21 protein-coding genes and 1 pseudogene are annotated in these 25238 nt (G+C 66.0%); 4 read left to right on the top strand and 18 right to left on the bottom strand.

The genetic code is table 11. From position 1 onward, the window contains the following. Nucleotides 1–393: pseudogene (locus AAG816_RS23655) on the top strand (methyl-accepting chemotaxis protein); the annotation flags it as partial. Nucleotides 394–493: 100 nt separating this feature from the next. Here the strand turns inward: AAG816_RS23655 and AAG816_RS23650 are convergent. Together AAG816_RS23650 and AAG816_RS23645 are read right to left on the bottom strand one after the other, a co-directional pair. Beyond that, nucleotides 494–2182 carry an NAD-dependent malic enzyme gene (locus AAG816_RS23650; RefSeq protein WP_341992158.1) on the bottom strand — a complete coding sequence of 563 codons (1689 nt, stop codon included), beginning with the start codon at nt 2180–2182 and terminating at the stop codon, nt 494–496. A 152-nt stretch (nt 2183–2334) separates the two neighbouring features. After that, nucleotides 2335–3480, bottom strand: a complete 1146-nt coding sequence (locus AAG816_RS23645; protein ID WP_341992157.1) for an FUSC family protein — start codon at nt 3478–3480, stop codon at nt 2335–2337. 343 nt (nt 3481–3823) lie between these two features. Between AAG816_RS23645 and poxB the strand changes: the two genes are divergently transcribed. After that, entirely contained in the window at nt 3824–5551 is a 1728-nt protein-coding gene (gene poxB / locus AAG816_RS23640) for a ubiquinone-dependent pyruvate dehydrogenase (protein ID WP_341992155.1), read from the top strand. Nucleotides 5552–5600: 49 nt separating this feature from the next. Here the strand turns inward: poxB and AAG816_RS23635 are convergent, their stop codons facing one another. The 3 genes from AAG816_RS23635 to AAG816_RS23625 all read right to left on the bottom strand — a co-directional run bounded on the left by AAG816_RS23635 (nt 5601) and on the right by AAG816_RS23625 (nt 10533). Beyond that, entirely contained in the window at nt 5601–8717 is a 3117-nt protein-coding gene (locus AAG816_RS23635) for an efflux RND transporter permease subunit (RefSeq protein WP_341992153.1), read from the bottom strand. A 10-nt stretch (nt 8718–8727) separates the two neighbouring features. Next, a complete protein-coding gene (locus AAG816_RS23630; RefSeq protein WP_341992152.1) occupies nt 8728–9840 on the bottom strand; it encodes an efflux RND transporter periplasmic adaptor subunit in 1113 nt (370 codons plus the stop codon). An 81-nt stretch (nt 9841–9921) separates the two neighbouring features. Then, on the bottom strand, nt 9922–10533 hold the full coding sequence (locus AAG816_RS23625; RefSeq protein WP_341992150.1) for a TetR family transcriptional regulator: 612 nt from the start codon (nt 10531–10533) through the stop codon (nt 9922–9924). Nucleotides 10534–10974: 441 nt separating this feature from the next. On the opposite strand from AAG816_RS23625, the gene AAG816_RS23620 reads away from it, so the two are divergent. Further along, nucleotides 10975–12657, top strand: a complete 1683-nt coding sequence (locus AAG816_RS23620; protein ID WP_341992149.1) for a methyl-accepting chemotaxis protein — start codon at nt 10975–10977, stop codon at nt 12655–12657. A 70-nt stretch (nt 12658–12727) separates the two neighbouring features. Here AAG816_RS23620 and AAG816_RS23615 read toward each other — a convergent pair whose 3' ends face one another. The 13 genes from AAG816_RS23615 to AAG816_RS23555 form a co-directional block, all read right to left on the bottom strand. Continuing rightward, nucleotides 12728–14149 carry an amidase gene (locus AAG816_RS23615; protein WP_341992148.1) on the bottom strand — a complete coding sequence of 474 codons (1422 nt, stop codon included), beginning with the start codon at nt 14147–14149 and terminating at the stop codon, nt 12728–12730. Beyond that, a complete protein-coding gene (locus AAG816_RS23610; RefSeq protein ID WP_341992147.1) occupies nt 14146–14355 on the bottom strand; it encodes a hypothetical protein in 210 nt (69 codons plus the stop codon). The genes AAG816_RS23615 and AAG816_RS23610 overlap by 4 nt, the downstream gene beginning before the upstream one ends. Nucleotides 14356–14365: 10 nt before the next feature. Further along, complete coding sequence (locus tag AAG816_RS23605; RefSeq protein WP_341992146.1) at nt 14366–15070, bottom strand: ABC transporter ATP-binding protein; 705 nt, start codon at nt 15068–15070, stop codon at nt 14366–14368. Continuing rightward, the gene (locus tag AAG816_RS23600; protein WP_341992145.1) at nt 15063–15818 is read right to left on the bottom strand and encodes an ABC transporter ATP-binding protein; all 756 of its coding nucleotides are present in this window, start codon (nt 15816–15818) and stop codon (nt 15063–15065) included. Before AAG816_RS23600 ends, AAG816_RS23605 begins: the two co-directional genes overlap by 8 nt. Before the next feature lie 127 nt (nt 15819–15945). Continuing rightward, complete coding sequence (locus AAG816_RS23595) at nt 15946–17199, bottom strand: ABC transporter substrate-binding protein (RefSeq protein ID WP_341992144.1); 1254 nt, start codon at nt 17197–17199, stop codon at nt 15946–15948. A gap of 57 nt (nt 17200–17256) precedes the next feature. After that, nucleotides 17257–18210 carry a branched-chain amino acid ABC transporter permease gene (locus AAG816_RS23590; protein WP_341992143.1) on the bottom strand — a complete coding sequence of 318 codons (954 nt, stop codon included), beginning with the start codon at nt 18208–18210 and terminating at the stop codon, nt 17257–17259. Then, complete coding sequence (locus tag AAG816_RS23585) at nt 18210–19070, bottom strand: branched-chain amino acid ABC transporter permease (protein WP_341992142.1); 861 nt, start codon at nt 19068–19070, stop codon at nt 18210–18212. The genes AAG816_RS23590 and AAG816_RS23585 overlap by 1 nt, the downstream gene beginning before the upstream one ends. After that, complete coding sequence (locus tag AAG816_RS23580) at nt 19067–19963, bottom strand: polysaccharide deacetylase family protein (protein WP_341992140.1); 897 nt, start codon at nt 19961–19963, stop codon at nt 19067–19069. The genes AAG816_RS23585 and AAG816_RS23580 overlap by 4 nt, the downstream gene beginning before the upstream one ends. Nucleotides 19964–19965: 2 nt before the next feature. Beyond that, the gene (locus AAG816_RS23575; protein WP_341992138.1) at nt 19966–20685 is read right to left on the bottom strand and encodes a fumarylacetoacetate hydrolase family protein; all 720 of its coding nucleotides are present in this window, start codon (nt 20683–20685) and stop codon (nt 19966–19968) included. 12 nt (nt 20686–20697) lie between these two features. Continuing rightward, nucleotides 20698–21579 carry a polysaccharide deacetylase family protein gene (locus tag AAG816_RS23570; RefSeq protein WP_341992137.1) on the bottom strand — a complete coding sequence of 294 codons (882 nt, stop codon included), beginning with the start codon at nt 21577–21579 and terminating at the stop codon, nt 20698–20700. 13 nt (nt 21580–21592) lie between these two features. After that, nucleotides 21593–22291, bottom strand: coding sequence for an aldolase/citrate lyase family protein (locus tag AAG816_RS23565; RefSeq protein ID WP_341992136.1), 699 nt, complete (start codon nt 22289–22291; stop codon nt 21593–21595). Further along, on the bottom strand, nt 22288–22968 hold the full coding sequence (locus AAG816_RS23560) for a cysteine hydrolase (protein ID WP_341992135.1): 681 nt from the start codon (nt 22966–22968) through the stop codon (nt 22288–22290). Before AAG816_RS23560 ends, AAG816_RS23565 begins: the two co-directional genes overlap by 4 nt. Before the next feature lie 14 nt (nt 22969–22982). Beyond that, complete coding sequence (locus AAG816_RS23555; protein ID WP_341992134.1) at nt 22983–24215, bottom strand: alpha/beta hydrolase; 1233 nt, start codon at nt 24213–24215, stop codon at nt 22983–22985. Between the two features lie 245 nt (nt 24216–24460). On the opposite strand from AAG816_RS23555, the gene AAG816_RS23550 reads away from it, so the two are divergent. Then, entirely contained in the window at nt 24461–25213 is a 753-nt protein-coding gene (locus tag AAG816_RS23550; RefSeq protein WP_341992133.1) for a GntR family transcriptional regulator, read from the top strand. Nucleotides 25214–25238: the final 25 nt, after the last annotated feature.

The raw sequence follows: 25238 nt of genomic DNA, 5'->3' as shown, positions 1-25238 counted from the left end.
GCCTCCGAGGTCAAGGCCCTGGCCACCCAGACCGCCAAGGCCACCGAGGAGATCGAGAGCCAGATCAGCGCCATCCAGTCCACCACCCAGCAGGCGGTGGCGGTGATCGAAGGCGTCGGCGCCCAGATCCGCCAGATGAGCGACGTGGCTTCCGGCATCTCCGCCGCGGTGGAGGAGCAGGGCATCGCCACCCGCGAGATCGTGCGCAATGTGGATCAGGCGGCCACCGGCACCAATTCGGTGACCTCGCATATCTCCGACGTGGCCAAGACCGCCGACGAGACCGGAGTCGCTGCCGGACAGGTGCTCGGCGCCGCCGCCGCCCTCACCGACCAGGCCAAGCGCCTGGAAAGCGAGATGCAGCGCTTCCTGGACACCGTGCGCGCCGCCTGAGACGACACCGCACGCCATACCATTCCAGCGACATCAGCCGTGCCGGATTTGCATCCGGCACGGCTGATGTGTCAGGTCCGGCGCCGGTGCCGAACCAGCCTCAGGCGCCGACGATGGGCCGATACACCGGCGTCCACATATGGGCATCCACCCGGGCCACCAAGTCATCCTCGGACAGGGTGGGCACCAACCCTTCGGCCATGGCCACGCGGCCGACCTCCAGGGCGATGTGGCGCGATACGGCGCGGATGTCGGCAAGAGCCGGCAGCAACGCCCCCACGCCGTCCTTCGCCGCCGGCGAGGTTTCCGCCAAGGCCCGCGCGCAGGCCATGAACATGCCGTCGCTGACGCGGGGAATGTCCAGGGCGCGAATGCCCAGGCCCAGGCCGGGGAAGATGTAGGAATTGTTGGATTGGGCCACCGGATATTTCTGGCCGGCATAGTCCACCGGATCGAACGGGCTGCCGGTGGCGACGATGGCGCGGCCCTCGGTCCAGGCGATGAGATCGCTGGGCAGCGCCTCGCAGCGCGAGGTGGGGTTGGACAACGGGAAGATGATGGGTCGCGCCGTGGTCTGCGCCATCTGCTGCACCAGATCCTCCGTGAACAGACCCGGCTGACCGGACACCCCCACCAGCATGGTCGGCTTGGCGTGGGCGATCACTTCCGCCAGCGAGAACCGATCCGGCATCGCGCCGGTCCAGCCGGCGAGACGGGTGCGGTCCTGGGCCAGCTTGTGCTGGAACGGGAACAGGCCGGTGAGCCCGTCATGGACCAGCCCCTCGCGGTCCACCATGTAGTAATTGGCGCGGGCCTCCGCTTCATTGGCGCCGTCCAGCACCGCGGCGCGGATCATCTGCTCGGCAATGCCGCAGCCCGCCGATCCGGCGCCCACGATCACCACCCGCTGGTCGGCGATACGCGAGCCGGCCGCCTTCACCGCGGCAAGCGCCGCCCCCACCACCACGGCGGCGGTGCCCTGGATGTCGTCATTGAAGGTGCAGAGCTGATCGCGATAGCGCTCCAGCAGCGCGGTGGCATGGCTCTGGGCGAAATCCTCGAACTGCAGCAGCACCTTGGGCCATTTGCGCTTCACCGCTTGGACGAACTGGTCCACGAAGGCGTCATAATCCGCCCCGGTGATGCGCTCGTGGCGCCAGCCGATATAGAGCGGATCGGCCAGGCGCTCCTTGTTGTTGGTGCCCACGTCCAGCACGATGGGCAAGGTGGTGTCCGGGGCGATGCCGCCGCAGGCCGTGTAGAGGGAGAGCTTGCCGATGGGGATGCCCATGCCGCCCGCGCCTTGGTCGCCGAGGCCCAGGATGCGCTCGCCATCGGTGACCACGATCACCTCCACATCCACGTCGCCCACCGCGTCCAGCATCGCATCCATGCGCTCGCGCAGCGGATAGGACAGGAACAGGCCGCGCGGCCGGCGATAGATCTCGCTGAAATACTGGCACCCCAGCCCCACCACCGGGGTGTAGACGATGGGCATCAGTTCGGTGAGATTGGAGACCAGGAAGGCGTAGAACAGCGTCTCATTGGTGTCCTGCAGCGCCCGCAGATAGATGTGGCGCTCCAGATCCACGGTCTTGCGCGCATAAGCGGCGGCGACCCGGATCACCTGGGTCTCCAGCGTCTCCACCGAGGGCGGCAGCAGGCCATCCAGATCCAGCGCGGACCGCTCCTCGGCGGTGAAGGCGCTGCCCTTGTTCAGCAGCGGCGTGTCGATCAGATCGAAGCCGCGCAAGGGGGTGGAGATGGTGCCGCTGATATGACTATGCACTTTGAGCCTCCCAGGTAACGCCCGACGGGTCAGGCCCGATGGGGCGACCCGCCGCCAACGGGCGCCGATCTTCTATTATTGCCGGATAGTGCTTCAGTTTTAACGCAACCCTCAAGGGAAATGGCCGCGATCTGGCCCCAGGCGCGCTGGCATTAATGGGCCATTTCGTGTGCCGCGCGTTTGCGCGCACTGAGGTGCTCGGCAATCCGCCGGCGGATCGGCCAGGTGGCCAGCCCCACCAGCACCACCATGCAGATGCCGCCGAAGATGCCCCACATCCGGCCGATGCCGGCATCAAGATCCAGATGCGGGATGGGCTCCATGACCACCACCAGCAGGAAGGCGATGGCCGCCTGCGCTCCCGTATAGGCCACCACGCTGCCGCCGAAGCAGATCTGGGTGAACACGAACAGGCCGGCGAAGACGAACGCCAGCCAGGTCAGCAGGCCGCCGTCCAGCAGCATCACCCCGAGAAACCCCAGCAGCGCGCCCAGCAGGCAGCCGATGCAGCGGTTGAGGGACTTCCAGCCGATCCCCTCCCGCGCCGCGCCCACCACGATGAAGGCGGTGATGGGGGTCTGGTCGAAGCCCGGCAGATGGAAGGTGGTCCACACCACCGGCACCAGGCTCACCGCAATGCCCACCGTGAGGGCGTGGCCCAGGAACACCTCGTCGGTGGCGGCGAACCAGGGCTTCGAGGTGGCGTGCGAGCCGTGGCGGGCCGACGTCAGCAGGTCGATGGCGGTGGCCACGAACACCCCCACCAGCACCTCCAGGCCGCGCATCACGATGACCTGCCCGATGGGCTCGCTGGACACCAGCGCATGATAGGTCATCAGCGGCACGGTGAAGCCCACCAGCACGAAGGCATAACTGTAGCGGCTCACCGCCTGGGCATAGACCGCAAACGCGCAGGTCAATCCGGTGGCGATATAGACCCAGGCATGCACCTGGCCTTCCAGCATGATGCCATAGGCGATGGCCCCGCCCGCCACCGTGCCCGCCACCCGCTCCAGCCCCCGGCGCACGGTGGCGGTGCGGTCGTTCTGGAACACCCGCAGCACGCTGATGGCCGCCCAGACCGGCATTTCCAGCCGTAAGGCGTGGGCGATGGCGATGGCCAGCAGGATGCCCAAGGTCACCCGCAGCGCCACCTGCGCCCGCGCACCGGTCAGGGTGAACGCCTTGAGGTCGTCCACCGCCGACACCTCATAGCGCTCTGCCACCCGCAACGGCGGACGGAACAGGGCTGCGGCCCTCAGTTCCAGCCGCCTGCGAAAGCTTCGCCGCGCCCTCATGCCGACCGCCCCCTGCTGCATTGCGCCATATCTCATGATGGCGCCCCGTGCGCATCCCTGTCACGCTCCGGCGCCAGATGCAAAAGCGACAAGACCGGTGCGGTCGCCCCAATCCACTGTGCCCGGAGCCCCATTCACCCCTCTTGCGTCGGCGGACGGCAAGGCCATGATGCACCAGCGCAAATCAAGGCTCAGCGATCAAGATGCCGAAGCGGCATCGTCATCATGCCGTTACCGGGTACGCCACCACATAGGTTGAGGACTGAGACACTCTCACCCGCAGACTTCACCCGCGACCAGCGGGGCATGGGCGCAGAACCCAAATTTGACTGAGGAGAACCACATGGCCGGAACTCGCGTAGCGGACGTCATGGCTCGGACTTTGGCATCCGCCGGAGTGGAACGGGTCTGGGGGGTGGTCGGCGACAGCCTCAACGGCTTCACCGATGCCCTGCGCGCCACCCCGCAAGTCAAATGGATGCATGTGCGCCATGAGGAAGTGGCCGCGTTTGCCGCCGGCGCCGAAGCCCAACTGACCGGCAAGCTGGCAGTGTGCGCCGGCTCCTGCGGCCCCGGCAATCTCCATCTCATCAACGGCCTGTTCGACTGCCACCGCACCCGCACGCCGGTGCTGGCCATCGCCGCGCATATCCCGAGCCCTGAGATCGGCTCCGGCTATTTCCAGGAAACCCACCCGGAAAGCCTGTTCAAGGAATGCAGCCATTATTGCGAAATGGTCTCCAGCCCGGCGCAGATGCCGCGCGTCCTGGAGATCGCCATGCGTACGGCGATCCAGAAGCAGGGGGTGGCGGTGATCGTCATCCCCGGCGACGTGGCCCTACAAATGGCCGAAGGCCGCACCGACGGCGCCTGGACCGATGTGGCCTTCCCGACCGTGGTGCCCCCCGAGGCGGAACTGGACAAGCTGTGCGCCCTGGCCAACGGCGCCTCGCGCATCACCATCCTGGCTGGCGGCGGCTGCGAGGGCGCCCATGACGAAGTGGTGGCGCTGGCCGCGGCCCTGAAGGCACCGGTGGTCCATACCCTGCGCGGCAAGCCGTTCGTGGAATATGACAATCCCTACGACGTGGGCATGACCGGCTTCATCGGCTTTCCCTCCGGCTACCACGCCATGCTGGATGCCGAAGTGCTGGTGATGGTGGGCACCGATTTCCCCTATCGGCAATTCTACCCCACCGACGCCAAGGTGGTGCAGATCGACATTCGCCCCGAGAATCTCGGCCGCCGCACCCGCCTCGACCTCGGCTTGGTGGGCGATGTGAAGCCCACCCTCACCGCTCTGCTGGCGCGCCTGAAGCCGCGCACCGACGACAGCTTCCTCAAGAAGGTGCAGGAGCATTACAAGACCTCCCGCCAGGATCTGGATGCGCTGGCGGTGGGCAAGCCCGGCGACACACCCATCCACCCGCAATATCTGGCCAAGATCATCAATGAAGTGGCGGCGCCCGACGCCGTGTTCAGCGTCGACGTGGGCGAGACCACCGTGTGGGCAGCGCGCTACATCGCCATGAACGGCCAGCGGCGCCTGATCGGCTCGCTGCTCCACGGCTCCATGGCCAATGCCATGCCCCAGGCCATCGGCGCCCAGGGCGCCTATCCGGGCCGGCAGGTGATCTCGCTGTCCGGCGACGGCGGCTTCTCCATGCTCATGGGCGACATCCTGTCCCTGCGCCAATTGCAGCTGCCGGTGAAGATCGTGATCTTCAACAACGGCCTGCTGGGCTTCGTGGACATGGAGATGAAGGCAGCCGGCTTCCTCAATGTGGGCACCGACCTGCAGAACCCGGACTTCGCCGCCATGGCCAATGCCATCGGCATCCTGGGCATAAGGGTGGAAGACCCTGCCGACGTGAAGGGCGCACTGGAAAAGGCCTTCGCCCATGACGGGCCGGCGGTGGTGGACGTGGTCACCGACAAGATGGAACTGGTGATGCCCCCCGCCATCAAGGCCGAGCAGGCGCTGGGCTTTTCGCTCTATGCCGCCCGCGCCATCATCAATGGCCGCGGCGACGAACTCCTCGAACTTGCCAAGCGCAACCTGTTTCGTTGAGCGTTTGAAAAAGAAGCCCCGCCGCGCTTGCGCGCGGCGGGGACGCGCCTCAGGCGGGGGCGGTGCCTTCGGCGCGTGGAGGCGTCGCACCGTGCGCCGCCTCGTCCGTATTCCTCACATCATCCTTCACCTTGACCCGGAACCAGGTGGCGTAGAGCGCCGGCACCACCAGCAAGGTCAGCACGGTCGCCACCAGCAGGCCACCCATGATGGTGATGGCCATCGGCCCCCAGAACACGCTGGTGGCCAATGGGATCATGCCCAGGATGGCGGCCAGCGCGGTCAGCACCACCGGCCGTGCCCGCCGCAAGGTGGCGTCCACGATGGCCTGCCGCGGCGCATGGCCAGCGGCGATGTCGGTGTCGATCTGGTCCACCAGAATGACCGTGTTGCGCATGATCATGCCGGCCAGGGCGATCAGGCCCAGCAGCGCCACGAAGCCGAACGGCTTGTGGGCGATCAAGAGCGCGGCCGTCGCCCCGATCAGACCCAATGGCGCGGTGACCAGAACCAGGGCCAGGCGGGAGAAGCTCTGCAACTGGATCATCAGCAACGTGAGCATCACTAGGCCCATGATCGGGAACACCGCAAACAAAGCGGTATTGGCCTTGGCGCTCTCCTCGATCGCCCCGCCGGTCTCGATGCGATAGAGCGGCGGCAGCTCGGCCTTGATAGCCTCCAGCTTCGGCAGCAGGCGGGTGGTCACGTCGGGGGGCTGGATGCCATCCGCCACGTCGCCGCGCACGGTGAGCACCAGGTCCCGGTCGCGCCGCCATAGGATCGGCTCCTCCGAGCCATAGACCAGCCGCGCGATCTGTCCCAGCGGCACCGCAACGCCGTTGCGGGTGGTGATGGTGAGCCCGCCCAATTGGGCCAGGTCCACCCGCTCCTCGGGCACCGCGCGGGCCATCACGTCGATCAGCAGATTGCCTTCCCGGTGCTGGGTCACGGTGTAGCCGGACAGCAGCGTCTGCAACGTCTCTGCCACATCGCGCGGGGTGGTGCCGATGGCGCGTGCCCGGTCCTGGTCCACCTGCAAGGTCACCGACTTGACCTGCTCGCCCCAATTGAGATGGGGATCAAGAACCGCCGGGTCGGCGGCCATGACCAGGCGCACCTTCTCGGCGATCTCGCGCACCTTCATCGGGTCCGGACCGACCACCCGGAAATTGACCGGGAAGCCCACCGGCGGGCCGAAGGTGAAGCGATCCACCCGCACCCGCGCCTCCGCCAGGGCGCCCTCGGCTACGTCCTTCTCCAGCCGCGCCTTGATGCGCTCGCGGGCTTCCACATCCTTGGCCACGATGACGATCTGCGCGAAATTAGGGTTCGGCAGCACCGGGTTGAGCCCCAACCAGAAGCGCGGCGCGCCCTGCCCCACATAGGTGGTGGCGGTGGCGACATCCGGATCGTCCTTGATCATCGCCTCGCCCTTGGCCGCCGTGGCCTGGGTGACGGTGATGGAGGTGCCTTCCGGCAGCCGCATCTCCAGGAACAGCTCCGGCCGCGTGGAGGTGGGGAAGAATTGCTGCTGCACGAAGCCAAAGCCGGCGATGGACAGCACGAACAGGCCGAGCGTGGCTCCCATGACCAGGAAGCGATGGCGCAGGCACGCCTCGATGGCGCTGCGCAGCATGCGATAGAGCCGGCCATTGTGCGCATCCCCATGGGCATGGGGCTTGATCTTGGGCAGGAGCATGAAGCCCAGATAAGGAGTGAAGATCACCGCCACGAACCAGGACGCGATCAGCGCGATGCCCACCACCCAGAAGATGCCGCCGGCATATTCGCCGGCGCTGGACTTGGCAAAACCCACCGGCAAAAATCCAGCCGCCGTCACCAGGGTCCCGGTGAGCATGGGGAAGGCGGTGGAGGACCAAGCGAAGGTGGCGGCGCTGGCGCGATCATAGCCCTCCTCCATCTTCACCACCATCATCTCGATGGCGATGATGGCGTCGTCCACCAGCAGGCCCAGCGCGATGATCAGCGCCCCCAGCGTGATGCGGTGCAGGTCCATGCCGCTGGCGAACATGATGACGAACACGATCGCCAGCACCAGGGGCACCGAGAGCGCCACCACGATGCCGGTGCGCAGTCCCAGCGACAGGAAGCTCACCACCAGCACGATCACCAGGGCTTCGCCGAAAGTGTGGAGGAACTCGCCCACGCTCTCGGTGACGATGTGCGGCTGGTCGGCCACCTGCGTCACGTCGATGCCCACGGGCAGTTCCGCCACCACCTTGGCCATGGCGGTCTTCAGATGCTCGCCCAGGGTGAGAATGTTAGCCCCCGACGACATGGCGACACCGATGCCCAGCGCGGGATTCCCGTTCTGGCGGATGACGAAGCCGGGCGGATCCTCATAAGCACGATGAATGGTGGCGATGTCGCCGAGGCGGAACACCGCCCCGCCCGCCGCGATGGGCACCGAGGCGATGGCCTCTTCGCCGGTGAACGCGCCGGTGAGGCGCAGATTGATGCGATCGGCCTTGGTATCGATGGCCCCGCCCGCCACCACCGCATTCTGCCGGGCGACGCTGTCGAAGATTTCCGACGGCGTAACGCCCAGAGTGGCGAGGCGCGCGTGGCTGAACTCGATATAGATCTTCTCGGGACGCACGCCGATGAGATCCACCTTCTCCACATCGGGCACCCGCAAGAGCGCCTGACGGATGATCTCGCCCTGCTTCTTCAACTCCGCAGGGCCAACGCCTTGCCCGTTCAGCATATAAAGGGCGGAATAGACGTCGCCATATTCATCGTCGAAGCCGGGGCCGATGACGCCCTGGGGCAGATCGCCCTTGATGTCGCCGACCTTCTTGCGCACCTGATACCAGAGATCCTTGACCGCGGAGGCAGCGGTGGAATCCTTCAGGATCACCTGAATGTAGCTGACGCCCGGGCGCGAATAGCTCTCCACCCGGTCCAGATGCGGCAGGGACTGGAGCTTTTTCTCAATGGGGTCGGCCACCTGCTCCTGCATCTGGGTGGCGGTGGCGCCGGGCCAAGCGGCGCTCACCACCATCACCTTGATGGTGAAATTGGGATCTTCCGCACGGCCGAGCTTCTCATAAGCGTAGAATCCTGAGCCCGCGATCAGCAGGATCATGAACAGGGTGAGTGCGCGGTGGGTGATGGCCCATTGCGAGAGGTTGAAGCGGTCCATGATGCTTGCCTCACTGGGCCGAGACGGTGCGCACGACGCGCCCCGGCTCAAGGGTCTGGGCGCCCATGGCCACCACGCTTTCGCCAGTCGAGAGGCCGCCGGCCACCAGCACCGCACGGTCGGTATATCCCACCACGGCCACCGGACGGGCGGCGATGGCCTTGCTGGCCGGATCGACCACGAACACATGCGGCCCGAGGCCCTTGTCGAACACCGCCGAGAGCGGCAGGCTCGCCACCTGGGCGGTGCCGGCGGGACGCAGGGTGACGGTGGCGGTCATGCCCAGGGCCACGGTGTCATCGGCGCCCTCCAGAGAGAAGCGGGCGGCGTAAGTGCGGGTGGTGGCATCCGCCTGGGGCGAGAGTTCGCGCAATTTCGCGGGAATGCCCCGTCCGGGCTCCGCCCACAAGGTGACGCGAGCCTCCGAAGCGCGGGCCAAAGCGAGCGCGGTTTCCGGCAGCGCGACCACCGCTTCCTTCTCATCCAAAGGCGCGACGCGGGCCACCGTCTGGCCGGAACTGACCACCTGGCCCGGCTCCGCCGAGGTGGACACCACCACCCCATCGACCGTGGAGACGAGGTCGGCATAGGCCAGCTTGTTGCGGGCCAGATCCAGCGCGCGCTGGGCGCGATCCAGCCGGCCGACCGCTTCCTCCTTGGCCAGTCCCTTGCGCTCCTGGTCCGCCGTCGAGGCAAAGCCGCGCTGGGTCAGGGTGCTGTAGCGCTTATCCTCGGAGGTGGTCTGGGCGAGGTTGGCCCTGGCGGCGGAGAACTCGGCTTCCGCGCTCTGCAATTCCAGCCGCAGGTCCTCCGGATCCATGCGGGCGATCACCTGCCCGGCCTTCACCCGGTCGCCCACATCCACCAGACGCTGCACCACCTTGCCGCCCACGCGGAACGACAGGTCGCTCTCCCGCCGGGCGCGGATCACCCCCACAAAGGTGCGATCCGCCTCGCTGGGACGAAAGGCGACGGTGGTCACCTGCACCGGGCGGGGCGGCGGCCCGGCGTTCTGGGCCGGGGCGCTGTCACCGCACCCGGTCAGGGTCAGGAGGAGAAGGCCGAGACCGCCAAAGCGCAGGCGACCCGGAGCGGTCATCATGGACGGAATGGCGGTCGGCATGGCTATTCCTGAACCTTTAAGAGTGATGATATTTGGTTTTCATCAGAAAGTTGACGCACGAACGCATGCAAACGCTGTTTCTCAGAGCGGCAAGCGCTCAACCTCGATGGCCCGCAGCAGGAAGCCCGTGGCGACCATCGCCTCAGCCTCCAGGTCCTCGTCGATGCACTGCGCGATCAGTACCGGATGGCAGAAGCGCACACAGGCTCCCATCACGATTTGCGCAACCTGGCCGGTATCGTGGGGCAGGAAAGCACCCTCTGTGATCCCCTGCTCCAGCATCCGCTGGATGGCATTGCACAGTTGCATCTTATGGGCCTCGATGGCCCCCCAATTGTGCTCCATGGCCACCAGGACCATGTCGTGTACCCGCCGCTCCACCAGGAAGTTGTCTCGGTGGTAGCGCATCACGGCAACGATCATCTCCATGATCCGCTGCCGCGCCGGACCGGAGGCCCGGGCGATCACCTCCGCCTCGCGCTCTACCTCGGCCAGACAGCGATTGCAGATGGTCTCCACGATGGCCGTCTTGGACGGGAAGAAACGATAGACATTGGCCGCGGACATCCCCAGTTCCGCTGCGATATCGGCCACTGCGGTCTTGGCGAACCCCAAGCGGCGGAACAATCCCTCCGCCACCACGGAAATCCGCTCGCGGGTCTCGTCGGCGGTTTCCTTCGGCTTGATCGCCATGCACGCACACTCATTTTTATAATTCTGACGATTTTCATAAATCATCAGAAACCCTTTGACAAGGGCCTCCACCCCGTACCGACAGCCATGCGCTGGCGGAATACCGTCTTGTCAACCTTACGCAAGGATACCTGCGCGGGTAGCGCGGAGCAGGCGCGCACGGCGCAGCCCTACGGGTTTCCTTTCGTTTCAACGCCTAACGCGCCTAACGGGCTGTCTCCACCGCACACGCCGCACTTGCGCGTGGTGCCGGCCACGGGCAACGCGCCGCAGCGCCCCGCGCTGAACGCATGCGGCTGTCATACGGGCTTCTTACCCGCGGAGCGGCACAAGCTTCGCGCCAGCAATGTCCGGCGTCACTCAGGTCATCGCGCGTGGTGGGCTATGCTCGCGTCAATCGCTCCCCGCTTCTGATCAGATGATCCAGAGAAGAGTGCTGCCATGTTGTCGAATTTCAAGATTCTGACGAAAATATTGATGGTCCTCGGCCTGTTGTCGGCCGTGGCCATCGTCATCACGGTGATCGGCGTTCAATCGCTGTCATCCTTGAACAAAGCCACCGACATCATGGAGCAGACGGCGGCCCAAGGGGTGCGCGCCCAAGGCCTGGCTACGGCGGTCGTCGGCATGAGCAGAGTTGAGTTTGACCTTGCCAGCGACCCGAGCGCAACCAATCGCGCCAAGGCGCTGCGCCAGCTTGAGACCAACAAGGGCCTGTTCAATCAACGTATGCAACTGCTGCAATCCACCATGACCGGCGCCAACCGCGACCGCCTTACGCAGGTGGAGAGCCTGTATGCGGCGTATCTGAAGGAACTGGCCAACACGCTGTCCACCGCCGAGACCAACGCCAATGGCGCAGCCATCCGCATCCGGGCGGAGGAAAGCTGGAAGGCTGCGCAGAACATGACTGTCGTGTTGCGGAACTTCGCCGCCGATCTTGAAAAGGAAGTGGCCACGGTTTCTGACGCCGCGACGGCTGAGTATGAGGCGACCCGCCTGAAGATGATCCTGATCGCCGTCGGCGGCATCGGCGTCGGCCTGGTGCTGGCATTCCTCATCGGCCAGTTCGGCATCGCCCGGCCCATCGGCTCGGCGGTCACGACCCTCCAGACCCTGGCCGGCGGCCAATTCGACATCACCATTGCCGGCGCCGACCGCCGCGATGAAGTGGGTGAAGTGGCCCGCACCGCCTTGGTGTTCCAGGAGGCCGGCCGCGCGAAGATCCGCGCCGAGCAGGAAGCCGAAAGCCTCAAGCTGAGGGCCGATGCCGAGAAGAAGGCCGCCATGCACTCCCTGGCGGATACGTTCGAAAACTCCGTCGGCGGCATCGTGGCGGTGGTGTCCTCCGCCGCGGCGGAATTGGAGGCGGCCGCGCGCACCATGACGCATTCGGCCAGCCGCACCTCGCAGCAGAGCACCGTCGTGGCCGCCGCCTCCGAGGAAGCCTCCACCAACGTCCAGACCGTCGCCAGTGCCGCGGAAGAACTGGCCGCCTCCGTGCGCCAGATCGGCAGCCAGGTGGAACAGACCGCCCGCATGGCCAGCACCGCTGCCAGCAATGCCTCAGGCGCCGTGGAGAAAATGACCGAGCTGGCACAGGCCGCCAATGACATCGGCGAGGTCGTCGGCCTCATCAGCGCCATTGCCGGCCAGACCAACTTGCTGGCGCTGAACGCCACCATCGAAGCCGCCCGCGCCGGCGATGCCGGCAAGGGCTTTGCCGTGGTGGCCTCCGAGGTGAAGGGGCTGGCGGAACAGACCTCCCAGGCGACCCAGCGCATCTCCCAGCAGGTGGCGGCAATCCAGGCCTCCACCGAGGCCTTCAGCACCGCCATGGCGATGGTGAACAGCTCCATCTCCGACATCAACGACATCGCCGGCGTGGTGGCCGGCGCCATCGAGGAGCAAAGCTCCGCCACGGCGGAAATCGCCCGTAATGTGCAGCAGGCCTCCACCGGCACGCAGGAGGTGTCTTCCAATATCGAGACCGTGTCGGCCGCGGCCAACGATGCCGGGGCCGCGGCGGGCCAGGTGCTCTCCTCCGCCGGGGAATTGTCCCGCCAGGCGGCACGCCTCAGCGATGAGATGAACCAGTTCCTGCGCACCATCCGCGCCGCCTGAGGCAACGGGCCCCGGTCCTGCCGGGGCCCGCATTCCCTGCGGGCGGGTGGTTCCGCTATTGCCTCGCCGCTTAAAGCGCGCCGCACTCCGGCGGCAGGCGGGTGTGGAAATCGGTGCGGCGCTGATACGCATCGCCCGCGCGCAGCAGCACCGGCTCGCCATAGGGCCGCCCTACCAGTTGGAACGCCGCCGGCAGTCCGTTGGCGGTGAAGCCACACGGCACCGACAGAGACGGCAGCCCGAGATAGCTGATGCCCCGGGTGCAATGGGTGACCCGCGCGATGGCCGCCGCCACGTCCTCGGGCGCCCCCTCCGTCGTTTCCGCGATGCTCGGCACAGGCACTGCCAGGGTCGGCACATGCACCAGATCCGCCGCGCCCATGGCAGCGGTCAGCCACTCGCGCGCCATCTGCGCCCGCATCATCATGGCCTCCACATAGCGGATGGCCGGCACCGCGAAGCCCGGCAGGATGCGGGCCCGCACCTGGGCGCCATAGTCCTGCGGCCGCGCCGAAAGCCACTGGCGATGGAGCGCCGCCGCCTCGCTGGTCATCACCACCTGCATCAGCGCGTTGATGAGCATCATGTCAGGAACCGTGGTTTCCACGATACGGGCGCCGGCCTCTTGCAGCACATCCAGGCTGGCGTCCATCAAGGCGAGGATCTCGCTCTCCGCCGCCGTGCGGTAATAGCCCTGGGGCACGGCGATGGTGAGCCCCCGCACATCCCCGGTGAGGCCGCTCTCATAATCCCGGTCGGGGGCCGACAGCGTGATCGCGTCGCGCACATCCGGGCCGGCGATCACCGAGAGCATACGGGCCGCATCCCGCGCGCTGCGGGTCAAGGGGCCGATGGTATCGAGGCTCGGGGCCATGGGCATGGCGCCATAAAGCGGCACCAGGCCGTGGGTGGGCTTCAGCCCGGTGACGCCGCACATGGCGGAGGGATGGCGAATGGACCCGCCGGTGTCTGACCCCAGCGCCCCGCTCACCAGCCGCGCCGCCACCGCCGCCCCCGAGCCGGAGGACGAGCCGCCGGAGCCATAGGCCGGGTTCCACGGGCTCTTGCCGTGGCCGTAATGGGCATTGAAGCCGGTGGGCGAGAGGGCGAATTCCGCCAGATGCAGCGTGCCCAGATCTAGCGCACCGGCGCCGTCCAGCCGCTCCAGCACGGAGGCGGTGATATCCGGCACAAAATCCTTGCGGATCAGCGAGCCGCCGGTGCACACGCGGCCGGCGCGATAGAGCAGATCCTTATGCGCCAGCGGCACACCGCCCAAGGCGCCGATGTCCTCGCCCTTCGCCCGGGCCCTATCCACCGCCCGCGCCGCTTCCAGCGCGCCCGAACGGTCGAGGGCCATGACGGCATTGTAGCGCGGCCCGAGCGTCTCCAGCCGGTCCAGCGCCACGGCGGTGACCGCCTCGGAGGTGACGGCGCCGTCGGCAATGGCCTGCGCCGTCTCCACCAGCCCAAGGTCGAACAGCGCGCTCACGCCTCCTCCTCCCCGCGCTCGGCGATGCCGGCGCGCAAGGTCTCGAAGCTGCTCGGAGCGCTGTCGATGGTGACCCGCACCGCGGCCCCGGCGGCCACCGTGTCGTTCAATAGTGCCAGCAGCCGGGCCAGCCCCTCGGCCTCCTGCGGGGTGACGGCAATGGCATCCTGGGTGCGCAACAGCGCGGCAATGTCGGTCTCGGACATGGGGCCTCGTTCAGTGGACGCCAAGGAAGCGGGTCAGCGTCGAGGGATCCGTGGCGATGTCGGCGGCCAGCGCCTCATGCACCACCCGCCCGGTCTCCAGGATATAGACCCGGTCGGCCACCGCCAATGCACTGTAGAGGTTCTGCTCCACCAGCAGGATGCCAAGCCCGGCGCGCTTCAACTCCAGGATGATCTCCTCCAGATGCTGCACCATCACTGGCGCCAGGCCCTCGGAGGGCTCATCCATCAGGATCAGCTCCGGATCGATCATCAGCGCGCGGGCCACCGCCAGCATCTGGCGCTCGCCGCCGGAAAGCTGATTGCCGCGGTGGTGTCGCCGCTCCCCAAGGCGGGGAAAGAATTCGAACGCCTTGGCCACGGTCCAGCCTTGGGTGGAACCGGCGGGCTTCAGCACGGTGAGATGCTCGGTGACGGTGAGCGAGGGAAACAGCCGCCGGCCCTGGGGAACGATGGCGATGCCGCGCTTGGCGATCTCATGGGAGGGAACGCCCTTGAGATCTGCGCCTTTCCAGCGCACTGCACCCTCGCGCACATGCGGCGGGGTGAGGCCCATGATGGAGCGGATCAGCGTGGTCTTGCCCATGCCGTTGCGCCCCAGCAGCGCCACCACTTCCCGGGGCTGCACCGTCAGGCTGGCGCCATGCAGCACATGGGCCTCGCCATAGAAGCTGTGCAGGTCCGCGACCTCAAGCATGGTGCCGCGCCTTTCCCAGATAGACTTCCTGCACCAGGGCGTTGGTGCGGATCTCCGCCGGCGGGGCCTCCACCAGCATTTTCCCGTTGTTGAGGCAGGTCACGTAATCCACCAGCGACAGCACCAGATCCATGTCGTGCTCGATCAGCACCAAAGTGAGCTCGCGCGGCAAAGCGCGGATGATGTCGGACACGATCACCCGCTCGGTGGGCGACAGGCCGGCGGCGGGCTCGTCCAGGAGCAGCAGCTTCGGGCGCGCCACCAAGGCCATGGCCAGTTCCAGCTGGCGCTGCTCGCCATAGGACAGTTCCTTCACCGTGGACGTGCGGCGGGCATGGAGGCGCGAGATGCCCAGCGCATCATCGGCGCGATCGCGCTCGTCCCCATCCAGCGCACTGCCGCCCAGCAGCGAGAACTTGCGCGGCGAGAGACCGCGCAAGGCGAGGCGCATGTTGTCCGCGACCGTGAGGTTGGGAAACAGATTGGTGATCTGGAAGGTGCGGCTCATGCCACTCTTGGCGCGGGCATGGATCGGCGCGCGGGTGACGTCGGCGCCGTCGAACATCACCTGCCCCGCGGTGGCCCGCACCACGCCGGTGACCGCATTGAACAGCGTGGTCTTGCCGGCGCCGTTGGGGCCGATGATCGCCCGCCGCTCGCCGCGCGGCACGCGGATGCTCACGTCGTCCACGGCCTTGAGGCCGCCGAACTGGACGGTGATATGGTCGAGGTGCAGCAGATCAGTCACGGGGCATGGCGCCTCGGTTATGAACGGGAAGGCGAACCGGCACGGGCCGGGTCGATGGGCGGCGTGGTGACAAAGGCCCCGGCCCATCCCCGCGCGCGCGGGAGCGATGGGCCGGGGCGGTGCGCGATCAGCCCTTCTTGATGCCCTGGAACTCGCGGGAATAGGGCGGCTGCTTCATGTAGGTGACCGGATCATACTTCCAGAACTGCGACACGTTCGGATAATTGGCGATGGGCGCGTTCCAGTATTTTCCGTCCTTGTTCTTCACCACTTTGCGGATATGGACGTCATAGATCGGGTTGCCGTAGCTATCCAGCTTCACCGTCTGGCCCAAGGGCGAGCCGGTGAGATCTGTCTTCGATACGCTGGCGAGGAAGGCGTCGCGATCCTCCGCATTGCCCTTGATGGTCTTGAGCGCCTCATCCACCCACATGGCGCCGGAATACATGGAGAAGCCGTAGAGGGAAGGCAGCTTGTTGAACTTCTTCACATAGGCGGCCACAAACGCCTGCGTCACCGGGTCCGGCGAGCCCTCGGCGAAGTGCGCGGCGACGACCACGCCGTCCACCTCGTCGCCCATGGTGCGGATCACCGACTGGTCGGTCATGTTCATGGCCCCCACCAGCGGGATCTGCCCCTTCAGGCCGAAGGCAGCATATTGCTGCATGAAGCGAGTGGCGTCCGCGCCGGTCTCCATGGCGAACACCACGTCCACGCCGAGATTGGCCAGTTGGCCGAGATAGGGGCTGAAGTCCGAGGTATTCAGCGGGTGCCAGAACTGGCCCAGCACCTGGCCGCCGCCCTCGGTGAAGGTCTGGCAGAAGCCGCCGCACTGCTCATGGCCGAACGTATAGTCTTGGCTGATGGTGGCGACCTTCTTGTAGCCCTGCTTCAGCGCCCAATCCGCCAGGGGACGGGGGAACTGGCTGGCGGTATAGCCGGCGACACGGACGACGTTTTTGATCCGGTTGCGCTGGGTGAGATCGTCGGCGGCGATGATGGGGATGAAATAGGGCATGCCGTTGCCCTTCACATAATTGGCCACCGCCAGTCCTGTATTGGCCAGGAGATTGCCGAACAGCATGTTGACGTTCGACTGCTCCACAAGCCGGCGGGCCTTCTGAAGCGCGGTGTCGGGGTTGGCGGCGTCGTCCTCGACGATCACCTCCACCTTGCGGCCAGCGATCTCGTTGCCGCGCTCTTCCCAATACATGTTAAAGCCGTCCACCATCTCGCGACCGCCGGCGGCCACCACGCCGGTGAGCGGGGCCAGGAGGCCGATGCGGATCGGCCCGCCCTGCGCCCTGGCGATATAGGGCTTGGCCACCACGCCCACGGCGGCAGCAGCGGCACTCGTCTTCAGAAAGGTCCGGCGATCCATGGTCCCACTCCTGTCGGTTCGGTTCGGTCTGGTTGGTCGGTTGCTTTTTTTATTGGGTCAGCGGCGGCGGGTGAGGAGATCCCGCACCCGCCCGATCACCCCTTCCGGGGCGAAGATCATGATGGCGATGAACATCAGCCCCAGCACGCTCTGCCAGCGCTCGGTGTAGAGGCTGACGAGGTTTTCCAGGCCGATGATGGCCGCGGCGCCGATGAAGGCGCCAAACAGAGTGCCCACGCCGCCGGTGATGGCCATGAGCAGCCCCTCAACCGACTGCGACAGCGCCACCGTGGACGGGCTGACGAAATCGTTGAACATGGCGTAGAGCGCGCCCGCCAGACCGGCGAAGAAACCGGAGATGGTGAAGGCCAGGAACAAATGCAGCGAGACATCATAGCCCAGCGCCCGCATCCGGCTCTCGCTGTCGCGGATGCCGCGCAAGGTGAGACCAAACGGCGAGCGCACGAAACGCCACATGACAATGGTGATCAGCCCCACCACCGCGAATACCGCATAATAGAACGGCAGATGCCCGGCCAAGGCCTCCGGCCGCACCGTGCCGCGGAGGCCATTCTCGCCGCCGGTGACCGACGTCCAGCGCAAACACACGCCCCACACGATCATGCCCAAAGCCAGCGTCAACAGGAGGAAATAGACCCCGGAGGTGCGGATCGCCAGCAGGCCGAAGATGGCCGCGACCAAGGTTGCCGCCATCACGCCCAGCAGAACGCCCACATACGGCGAGCCGCCCATCTGGCTCCAATAGACCACCACATAGGTGGCCACCCCAAAGATGGCGCCATGGCACAAAGGCGTGCGGCCGGTGTAGCCGGCGAGCACATCCACCGCCATGGCCAGCACGGCGAAGATCAAGATCTCGGTGAGGATGCTCACCTGATAGATCGGCACCACCAGCGGCAGCAGCGCGAACGCCAGCGCGCCGATGGTGATGGCGACGCGCGCCAGCGTCACCTTGGGGCCGTCGGTGGATGCAGGAGACGACAGGCTCATCACGCCGCCCTTCCGAACAGGCCCAGGGGGCAGAAGGCGAGGATCGCCGCCATGGGGCCGAAGATGACGAAATAGGCGAACTCGGGAAACATCACCTGCCCCACCGTATTGAGCAAGCCGACGATCAGCGCTCCCACCGCCGCCCCCACCAGGCTGCCGCGCCCGCCGATGATCACCACCGCGAGCGAGAACACCAGGATCTCCGCATCGGCGCTGGGATAGAGGGTGAGGAACGCCCCGCCCACCGCCCCGCCCAGCCCCGCCAGCGCCGCCCCCAGCATGAAGGTGAGCAGGAACACCCGGCGGATATTGATGCCCATGGCAGCGATCATTTCCGGATCATCCACACCGGCGCGGATCAGCGCCCCCAGCCGGGTCTTGTTGAGCAGCAGCCACAGCGCGATGAACACGACCACGCCCAGGGCCAGGACGAACAGGCGATATTTGGGATAGAACAGGCCCCAGAACCGCACTGCGCCGCGCAGGAAGTCCGGGGTGGGCACGGTGTAGGTGTCGCCGCCGAAGATCACCAAGGTCATGTCGTTGAGCACGAAGGCCACGCCCAAAGTGAGCAGCACCTGGCGCAGTTCGTAGCCGCGCACGAAGCGCAGCAGGCCCTGGTCCAGCGCCAGCCCGGCCAGGGCGACGCAGGCCATAGCGGCAAGGATTCCCACCAGAAAACTGCCCGTGGTGCTGGCCGCCACATAGCCCGCATAGCCGCCCAGCAGATAGAGCGCGCCATGGGCCAGATTGACGATGCGCAGCAGGCCGAAGATCAAAGTGAAGCCCGAGGCCACGATGAACAAGAGCGCGGCGAATGTCAGCCCGTTCAGCAGTTGGAAGGTGTTGAGCCCGCTCATCCGGCGCCCCCCGCAGCCAAGGCGTCGGGACGCTCGCGCAAATACCAGTCGAAAATCTGCTCGCCGGTCATGAAGGCCACATCGTCCTTGGCGCGGATTTCCTCGATGATCTGGCGGAAATAGGTGAGCCGATGCGGCGCGCCCATGATGTAGGGATGCACCACCAGCGCCATGATGCGAGCGGTGTCGCGGGAATCCCGGTAGAGCTGCTCGAACTGGTCGTGGGCGCGCTGGTAGTATTCCCGCGCCGGATGATGCTGGATCAGCATCATGGCCACGTCGTTGCATTCCTGAGTGTAAGGGATGTTGACGATGGGCGTGGTGCGGGTCTTCAGCACCACCGGCTGGTCGTCCAGCACCCAGTCGCAAACATAATCATAGCCCGCCTCCACCAGCAGGTCCGGGGTCTCCCAGGTCTCGGTGAGGCCCGGGCCCAGCCAGCCGCGCGGGCGCTTGCCGGTGAACGACTGGATCGCCTGCGCGGTGCGGGCGATGTCCTCGCGCTCGTTCTCCACCTTCTGCATGTTCTTCTGGGTGAAGCCATGGCCCATGAACTCCCACTCGCGATCCAGCGCCGCGCGGGCGATGGGCTCGTAGCTGGGAATGGCAGTGCCATTGATCGCCAGAACAGCGGGAATGCGATTGTCGTCGAACACGTCCAGCAGGCGCCAGAAGCCCACCCGGTTGCCATATTCATGCCAGGCCCAGTTGGGAATGTCCGGGCTGGGCGAGCCGCCGGCGGGCGGAGTGAGCACCGTGCGCGGCATGGTCTCGCGCGGGTTCCATTCCTCCACATTGACGATGACCCACACCGCCATGCGCGCCCCGCCCGGCAAGGTCAGCTTTGGTCGCTGCGAGATGGCGGAATAGGAGATCCGTTCGGTGGGCAGCATGGTCAGGCCTCCGGGGCACCGATGGTGAGGGTGAGGCGGCCGAAGCCTTCCACGGCGCCGATGATGACGTCGCCGGGCCGCACCGGGCCGACACCGGCCGGCGTTCCGGTCATGATGATGTCGCCCGGCTCCAGCTGGTAGGAGGCCGAGAGGTTGGACACGATCTCCGGCACATTCCAGATCAGTTGATCCAGATCGCCGCGCTGCGTCTCCACCCCGTTCACCGCGAGCGTGATGGCGCCCTTGGCGGGATTACCGCCCGTCCCCTTGGGATAGACCGCGCCACAGGGCGCGGAGGCATCGAATGCCTTGCCCCGCTCCCACGGCAGGCGCTTGGCACCGCACTCGCGCTGACGATCGCGGCGGGTCATGTCGAGGCACACCCCATAGCCGAAGATTACGCTGTCAGCCTCGGCCACCGGGACGTTCCGCGCGGGCGCGCCAATGGCCACCATCAATTCGATCTCGAACTGATAATCGTCCGTATCGGCGGGATAGGCGACGGTGGCGCCATCGGGAACGATGGCATCCCGCGGCTTCTGAAAGAAGAACGGCGGATCGCGCTCGTCCTCGGCTTCCTTCATCTCCCGGATATGAGCGAGATAATTGCGGCCGACACAATATATCCGCCGCACCGGAAACCGCGCCGCGCGCCCCACCACCGGCAGCGAGACCACCGCCGGCGCAGGAACGACAAAGCCATGACCAAGATCAGCCGTCATGCCCATGGATGCTCACGCCTTGGTCTTGCTGGCAGTGTACCAGTCGAGGATCTCTTCGCCGTTCCAGAACGCCACGTCGCCCAGGCTGGCGGCATAGTCGTAGATTTCTTCCAGATATTTGATGCGGTGTGGCTGGCCGGAAATATAGGGGTGGATCGCCACCGCCATGATCTTCGCCCGCTCCTCGCCCTCCGCATGCAGACGGTCGAGACTGTCCTTGAAACGCTGCAGCCAATAAGGCGACTCGTGATTGGCGACCGCCATCATCGGGATGTCGTTATTCTCCACCGTATAAGGCAGCGTCACCAGTGGCCCCTTGGCAGTGGTGATCTCCGAGGGCTCGTCGTCCCACACCCAGTCGCCGATATATTTGACGCCGGCTTCGGCCAGATATTCCGGCGTGTCCAGGGTCTGGGTCAGGCCTGGTCCCAGCCAGCCCTTGGGCCGCTTGCCGGTGAACTGCTCCAATATGTCCATGGACCGATGGATGGTGGCGCGCTGGTCGTCCAGCTTGTGGATGGGCATCTGGTCATAGACATGGCCCATGAACTCCCAGCCGGCATCGCGCGCCTGGGCAGCAACCCGCTCATAATCCTCGCAGACGCGGGCATTGATGGACAGCGTCGGGCGGATGCCCAGTTTCTCGTAGAGCTTGAAGAAGCGCCACACGCCCACCCGCATGCCGTATTCGTGCCAGCTCCAGTTCGGCACATCCGGCAGCAAGGCCTGCCCGGTGGGTGCGGGAATGACCTGGCGCGCCATGGGCCGGCCTATGTCCCACACTTCCAGATTCACGATGGTCCACAGCACCACCCGGGTCTTGCCGGGCAGCTTGAGCGGCGGCCGGTCGACGATGGCGGAATAAGGGGCGCGTTCGCGCGGCAGCATGCTCATGATGTCCTCCCTGTTATGACGCGCCGGGCATGGCCCCCATGCCCCGGCGCAAGTCCAGAACCCCGGGGCGCAGCAGCCCTTCGAGGGTGGCGTACAGAAACGTGGCCCCGCGCCGCACCAGATCCGGCGCGGTCGCGGCAGTGGCCGGCAGCCCGAACGGCCGCCCCAGCGCGGACAATCGCGCCATGATGTCGTCCACCGCCGCCGTCAGTTCCGGGCGGGAGGTGTCGCCGAGAAAGCCCATGGAATGGGACAGATCGTTGGGACCAATCAGAATGAGGTCAATGCCCGGCACCTGAGCAATGTCCTCCAGGTTTCGATGGCCGGCAATGCTTTCAATCTGCGCGATGAGCAAAAGCTCGGATTCCCGACCTTTGGTGGCGGTGCGCGCCGTCTCCACCAGCATCCGACAGTCCGCAGGGCTCTCAGCCTGGGGCAGCACGATGCCATCCACCTTGCAGTCCAGATACCGGGTGAGGAAGGCCGGGTCCTTCGTGGGCACCCGCACCACTGCACTCATGCCCAGCGCCTGGGCGGTGCGCGCCAGCGTCGGTACGCTTTCGATGGAGACCGCTGTGCGCTCGCAATCGATGAACAGGCAGTCCGCGCCGCAGGCGGCCAGCGCCTCCACGGTGGGAAACGCCACCCCGCCGGGGTTCACCGCTAGGATCACCCGCCCCTGGGCAATGGCCGCCTTGGCGCGCATCGTCATGCCGAGGCCCCCGGCAGCGACGCCGGCGGGGCGAACGCGTCAAGCGCCATCACCGCATCGGTGTCCAGCACCGCACCGAACGCGGTGCGGATGCACAACAGCCCGGCCTCATGCAGCGCCGGGCCGTCCATGCTCTCCACGCAATCTTCCACCACGATCACCGCATAATCGCGCACATTGGCGGCGGTGGTGGTGGCCAGCACGCAGGAATTGGTATTCACGCCGGTGATCAGCAGCGAGTTGATGCCCCGGCTTTTGAGCAGGAAGTCCAGATCGGTTGCGAGGAAGCAGTCGTAGCGCTTCTTGGTATCCACCACGAAGTCACCGGGCGCAAACAATTCCGGCATCACCGTACAGCCGGGGCTGCCCTTGATATTGTGGCGCATGACATTCTTGCGCGTGGCGGCGGGATCTTCCGCGCGGGTGCGCCAGAACGGATTGGCGGCAATCTCCTGCGCATCCCGATAGGTGGTCACCAGATGAATGATGGGCACGCCCAAAGCCCGCGCCCAGGTGAACAGGCGCAGGTTGGCGGCGATCACCTTCTGCGCCACCTCCGGGGAAGTCGGCATGGTGGCGACGGCCATGTCGAGATGGCCACGATGCAGATCGATGGCCACCACCGCGGCCCGAATGGTATCGACGCCGAGACGGACCGGATGCGCAGCCTGGGTCATGGGCATTACCCCTTTCAGATCAGAGGATTCCAGCCGGTCTTCAGCAAGGCCTTCTGGTCGATGCCGAAGATGTCGGCCAGCCAGTCGGTGAGTAACTCCTGGCCCATGGTGGGGTTGTCGTGCTGGCAGTGCTCGGCACCCGTCTCGTCGGGATCGACAATGCGGAAGGTGACGTTGACGCCGTGCTTCTGCGCATAATCGCGGGTCTGGGTCGCCGCGCTCACGGTGAGCACGTCATAGCCGCCGTGCAGGATCAGATAGGGGCAGCGCATGTTCTGCAAATGCCCATCCAGGGTAAAGGCCTTGGCCTTCTCCATGGCCGCCGCCATGGTGGGGGCGCCCATCACCCATTTGATGTGCATGGCAAGGCCAAAATCCTCGCCCTTTCCGCCCCACATGTCATGCACATCCCAGATGGCGCCGTGGGAGATGACAGCGGCGAGGCGGTGTTCGTAGCAGCCGGCGCGGGCCGCGTAATAGCCGCCGAGGGAGGAGCCGCACAGTGCGATGCGGGCGGGATCCACATCGTCGCGGGTGAGCAGCCAGTCAATGCATTTGCCGATGGCCACCTCGGTATCGGGGCGGGCCACCACGCCATGGCGGCGCAAGGTGCCGCCCTGGCCCGGACCGTCGATCATCAAAACGGAAATGCCCCGCTGCAGGGCGCCGTGCGCCTGCATGAACCACATCTCGTCCTTGATGCTGTCGAGACCGCCCATGCAGATCAGCACCGGCATCTTGTCGCCGGGGAACGGCGCACGGACGAAATAGCCGCAGATCGGCTTGCCGTCCTCATAGGGGATGTCCACCGGAAAGCCGGGCGGATTGAGATAGGAGATGAACTTTTTGGAGCAGGCTTCCATGGCCTCGAAGGTGGGCAGGCGCCGCGGATCGGTCGGTTCCAGATGGAATTCCGCCTGCCGATAGTAATCAGCGGCACGCAACATGCAATTCATGGCGGTGCGGATATGGCCGGCCGCCTCAGCCGCCAGACCACGGGTCCAGTTGCGGTCGCCGATGCGCTTCCATTCCGCATACCAGCTTTCCAGATCGCCGGGGATCATGCGCGATGCGGCCTGAAATACTTCAGACACCGCGCCGCCGCCCTCCTGGGTCTCGCCGAGACCACGGCGAAACTGGTAGGCGAGCCAAGGATGCTCGGGCCAATGGTGCCAGCCATAGGGCTCGTAATGAGGCAACCGGTTCTGGGTAATCTGCTCGATGGCGCCATCGACCGCATCCACCATGAACCCACCCTCCTCGCGTACAACCGGACCGCGGCCGGCAGCGATGTAGGTTTGAATACAATAAGCGCTCCGTCAAGGAATTATGTATACATTTTTTGCTGCAATTCGCGCCTCTGATTGCCTGCTGATTGAGCGGGACGCGCATCTAAATGTAACCTCTGCAATGTGCAATGCACCAAAGCCCTCATCTGTTCGCATCTGCGAATTGTATGCTTGCCCATTCGGTGGAATGCCGGGTACCCTTCGTGAGGATCATCACCCCCTGGACCCGCATGGACGATATTGCCCTGGACCCCATCGAACCGCCGCGGTCCGGCACCGCGACGCGGTCGCTCTCGGTCACCGACCGGATCCGTGCCTCGGTGCTGTCGGGGGATTTCGAGCCTGGCGCGCGCATGCATGAGGTGCGTCTGTCCGAGCGCCTCGGCGTCTCGCGCACCCCGATCCGCTCCGCTTTGCAATCCCTCGCCAGCGAGGGGCTGTTGGACTATGCCCCCAACCGGGGCTATTCGGTGCGCCGCTTCCGCACCTCAGAGATCGTGGACGCCTACGAGATCCGCGCCATGCTGGAGTCGCTGGCGGCACGCTTTGCCGCCGAGCGTGGCCTGACGGACGATGAGCGCGCGATCATCGAACAGGCCCTTGAAGAGGGCGATCGGCTTCTGGCGCGGGATGAATTGGGGGAAGAAGAACGCATCGCCTATGGCGCGGTGAACTTCGCCTTCCACGACACCATCCACACCGCCGCCCGCTGCCGCATGCTGGGCGACATGGTGCGCCTGTGCCAAAGCGTACCGCAGTCCTCGCATCGCAATGTGGTGTCGTTCGACCACATGGATGTCCGGCGCCGGCACGATGACCATCACCGCATCTATGACGCCATCCTGCTCTGCGACGCCTATCGCGCGGAGATGCTCATGCGCGAGCATGTGGCCAGTGTGAAGACCGGTCTGGTCCGCGCCCTCAGCGGGCGGGCAACCCCGCGCCGCGCACGGTAACGCGGGACCGCGAAGGGGTGGGATC

This window comes from Azorhizobium sp. AG788, from assembly GCF_943371865.1.
GTDB lineage: Bacteria > Pseudomonadota > Alphaproteobacteria > Rhizobiales > Xanthobacteraceae > Azorhizobium.
The sequence above is the reverse complement of the archived record's forward strand: the minus strand, read 5'-3'. Positions and strand labels throughout refer to the sequence as shown.

Bases quoted from the DNA above. Each gene is read 5' to 3' on its own strand.
- AAG816_RS23645 (WP_341992157.1), bottom strand. From the start codon at position 3,480: ATGAGGGCGCGGCGAAGCTTTCGCAGGCGGCTGGAACTGAGGGCCGCA.
- poxB (WP_341992155.1), top strand. From the start codon at position 3,824: ATGGCCGGAACTCGCGTAGCGGACGTCATGGCTCGGACTTTGGCATCC.
- AAG816_RS23635 (WP_341992153.1), bottom strand. From the start codon at position 8,717: ATGGACCGCTTCAACCTCTCGCAATGGGCCATCACCCACCGCGCACTC.
- AAG816_RS23630 (WP_341992152.1), bottom strand. From the start codon at position 9,840: ATGCCGACCGCCATTCCGTCCATGATGACCGCTCCGGGTCGCCTGCGC.
- AAG816_RS23625 (WP_341992150.1), bottom strand. From the start codon at position 10,533: ATGGCGATCAAGCCGAAGGAAACCGCCGACGAGACCCGCGAGCGGATT.
- AAG816_RS23620 (WP_341992149.1), top strand. From the start codon at position 10,975: ATGTTGTCGAATTTCAAGATTCTGACGAAAATATTGATGGTCCTCGGC.
- AAG816_RS23610 (WP_341992147.1), bottom strand. From the start codon at position 14,355: ATGTCCGAGACCGACATTGCCGCGCTGTTGCGCACCCAGGATGCCATT.
- AAG816_RS23605 (WP_341992146.1), bottom strand. From the start codon at position 15,070: ATGCTTGAGGTCGCGGACCTGCACAGCTTCTATGGCGAGGCCCATGTG.
- AAG816_RS23595 (WP_341992144.1), bottom strand. From the start codon at position 17,199: ATGGATCGCCGGACCTTTCTGAAGACGAGTGCCGCTGCTGCCGCCGTG.
- AAG816_RS23590 (WP_341992143.1), bottom strand. From the start codon at position 18,210: ATGAGCCTGTCGTCTCCTGCATCCACCGACGGCCCCAAGGTGACGCTG.
- AAG816_RS23585 (WP_341992142.1), bottom strand. From the start codon at position 19,070: ATGAGCGGGCTCAACACCTTCCAACTGCTGAACGGGCTGACATTCGCC.
- AAG816_RS23580 (WP_341992140.1), bottom strand. From the start codon at position 19,963: ATGCTGCCCACCGAACGGATCTCCTATTCCGCCATCTCGCAGCGACCA.
- AAG816_RS23575 (WP_341992138.1), bottom strand. From the start codon at position 20,685: ATGACGGCTGATCTTGGTCATGGCTTTGTCGTTCCTGCGCCGGCGGTG.
- AAG816_RS23570 (WP_341992137.1), bottom strand. From the start codon at position 21,579: ATGAGCATGCTGCCGCGCGAACGCGCCCCTTATTCCGCCATCGTCGAC.
- AAG816_RS23565 (WP_341992136.1), bottom strand. From the start codon at position 22,291: ATGACGATGCGCGCCAAGGCGGCCATTGCCCAGGGGCGGGTGATCCTA.
- AAG816_RS23560 (WP_341992135.1), bottom strand. From the start codon at position 22,968: ATGACCCAGGCTGCGCATCCGGTCCGTCTCGGCGTCGATACCATTCGG.
- AAG816_RS23555 (WP_341992134.1), bottom strand. From the start codon at position 24,215: ATGGTGGATGCGGTCGATGGCGCCATCGAGCAGATTACCCAGAACCGG.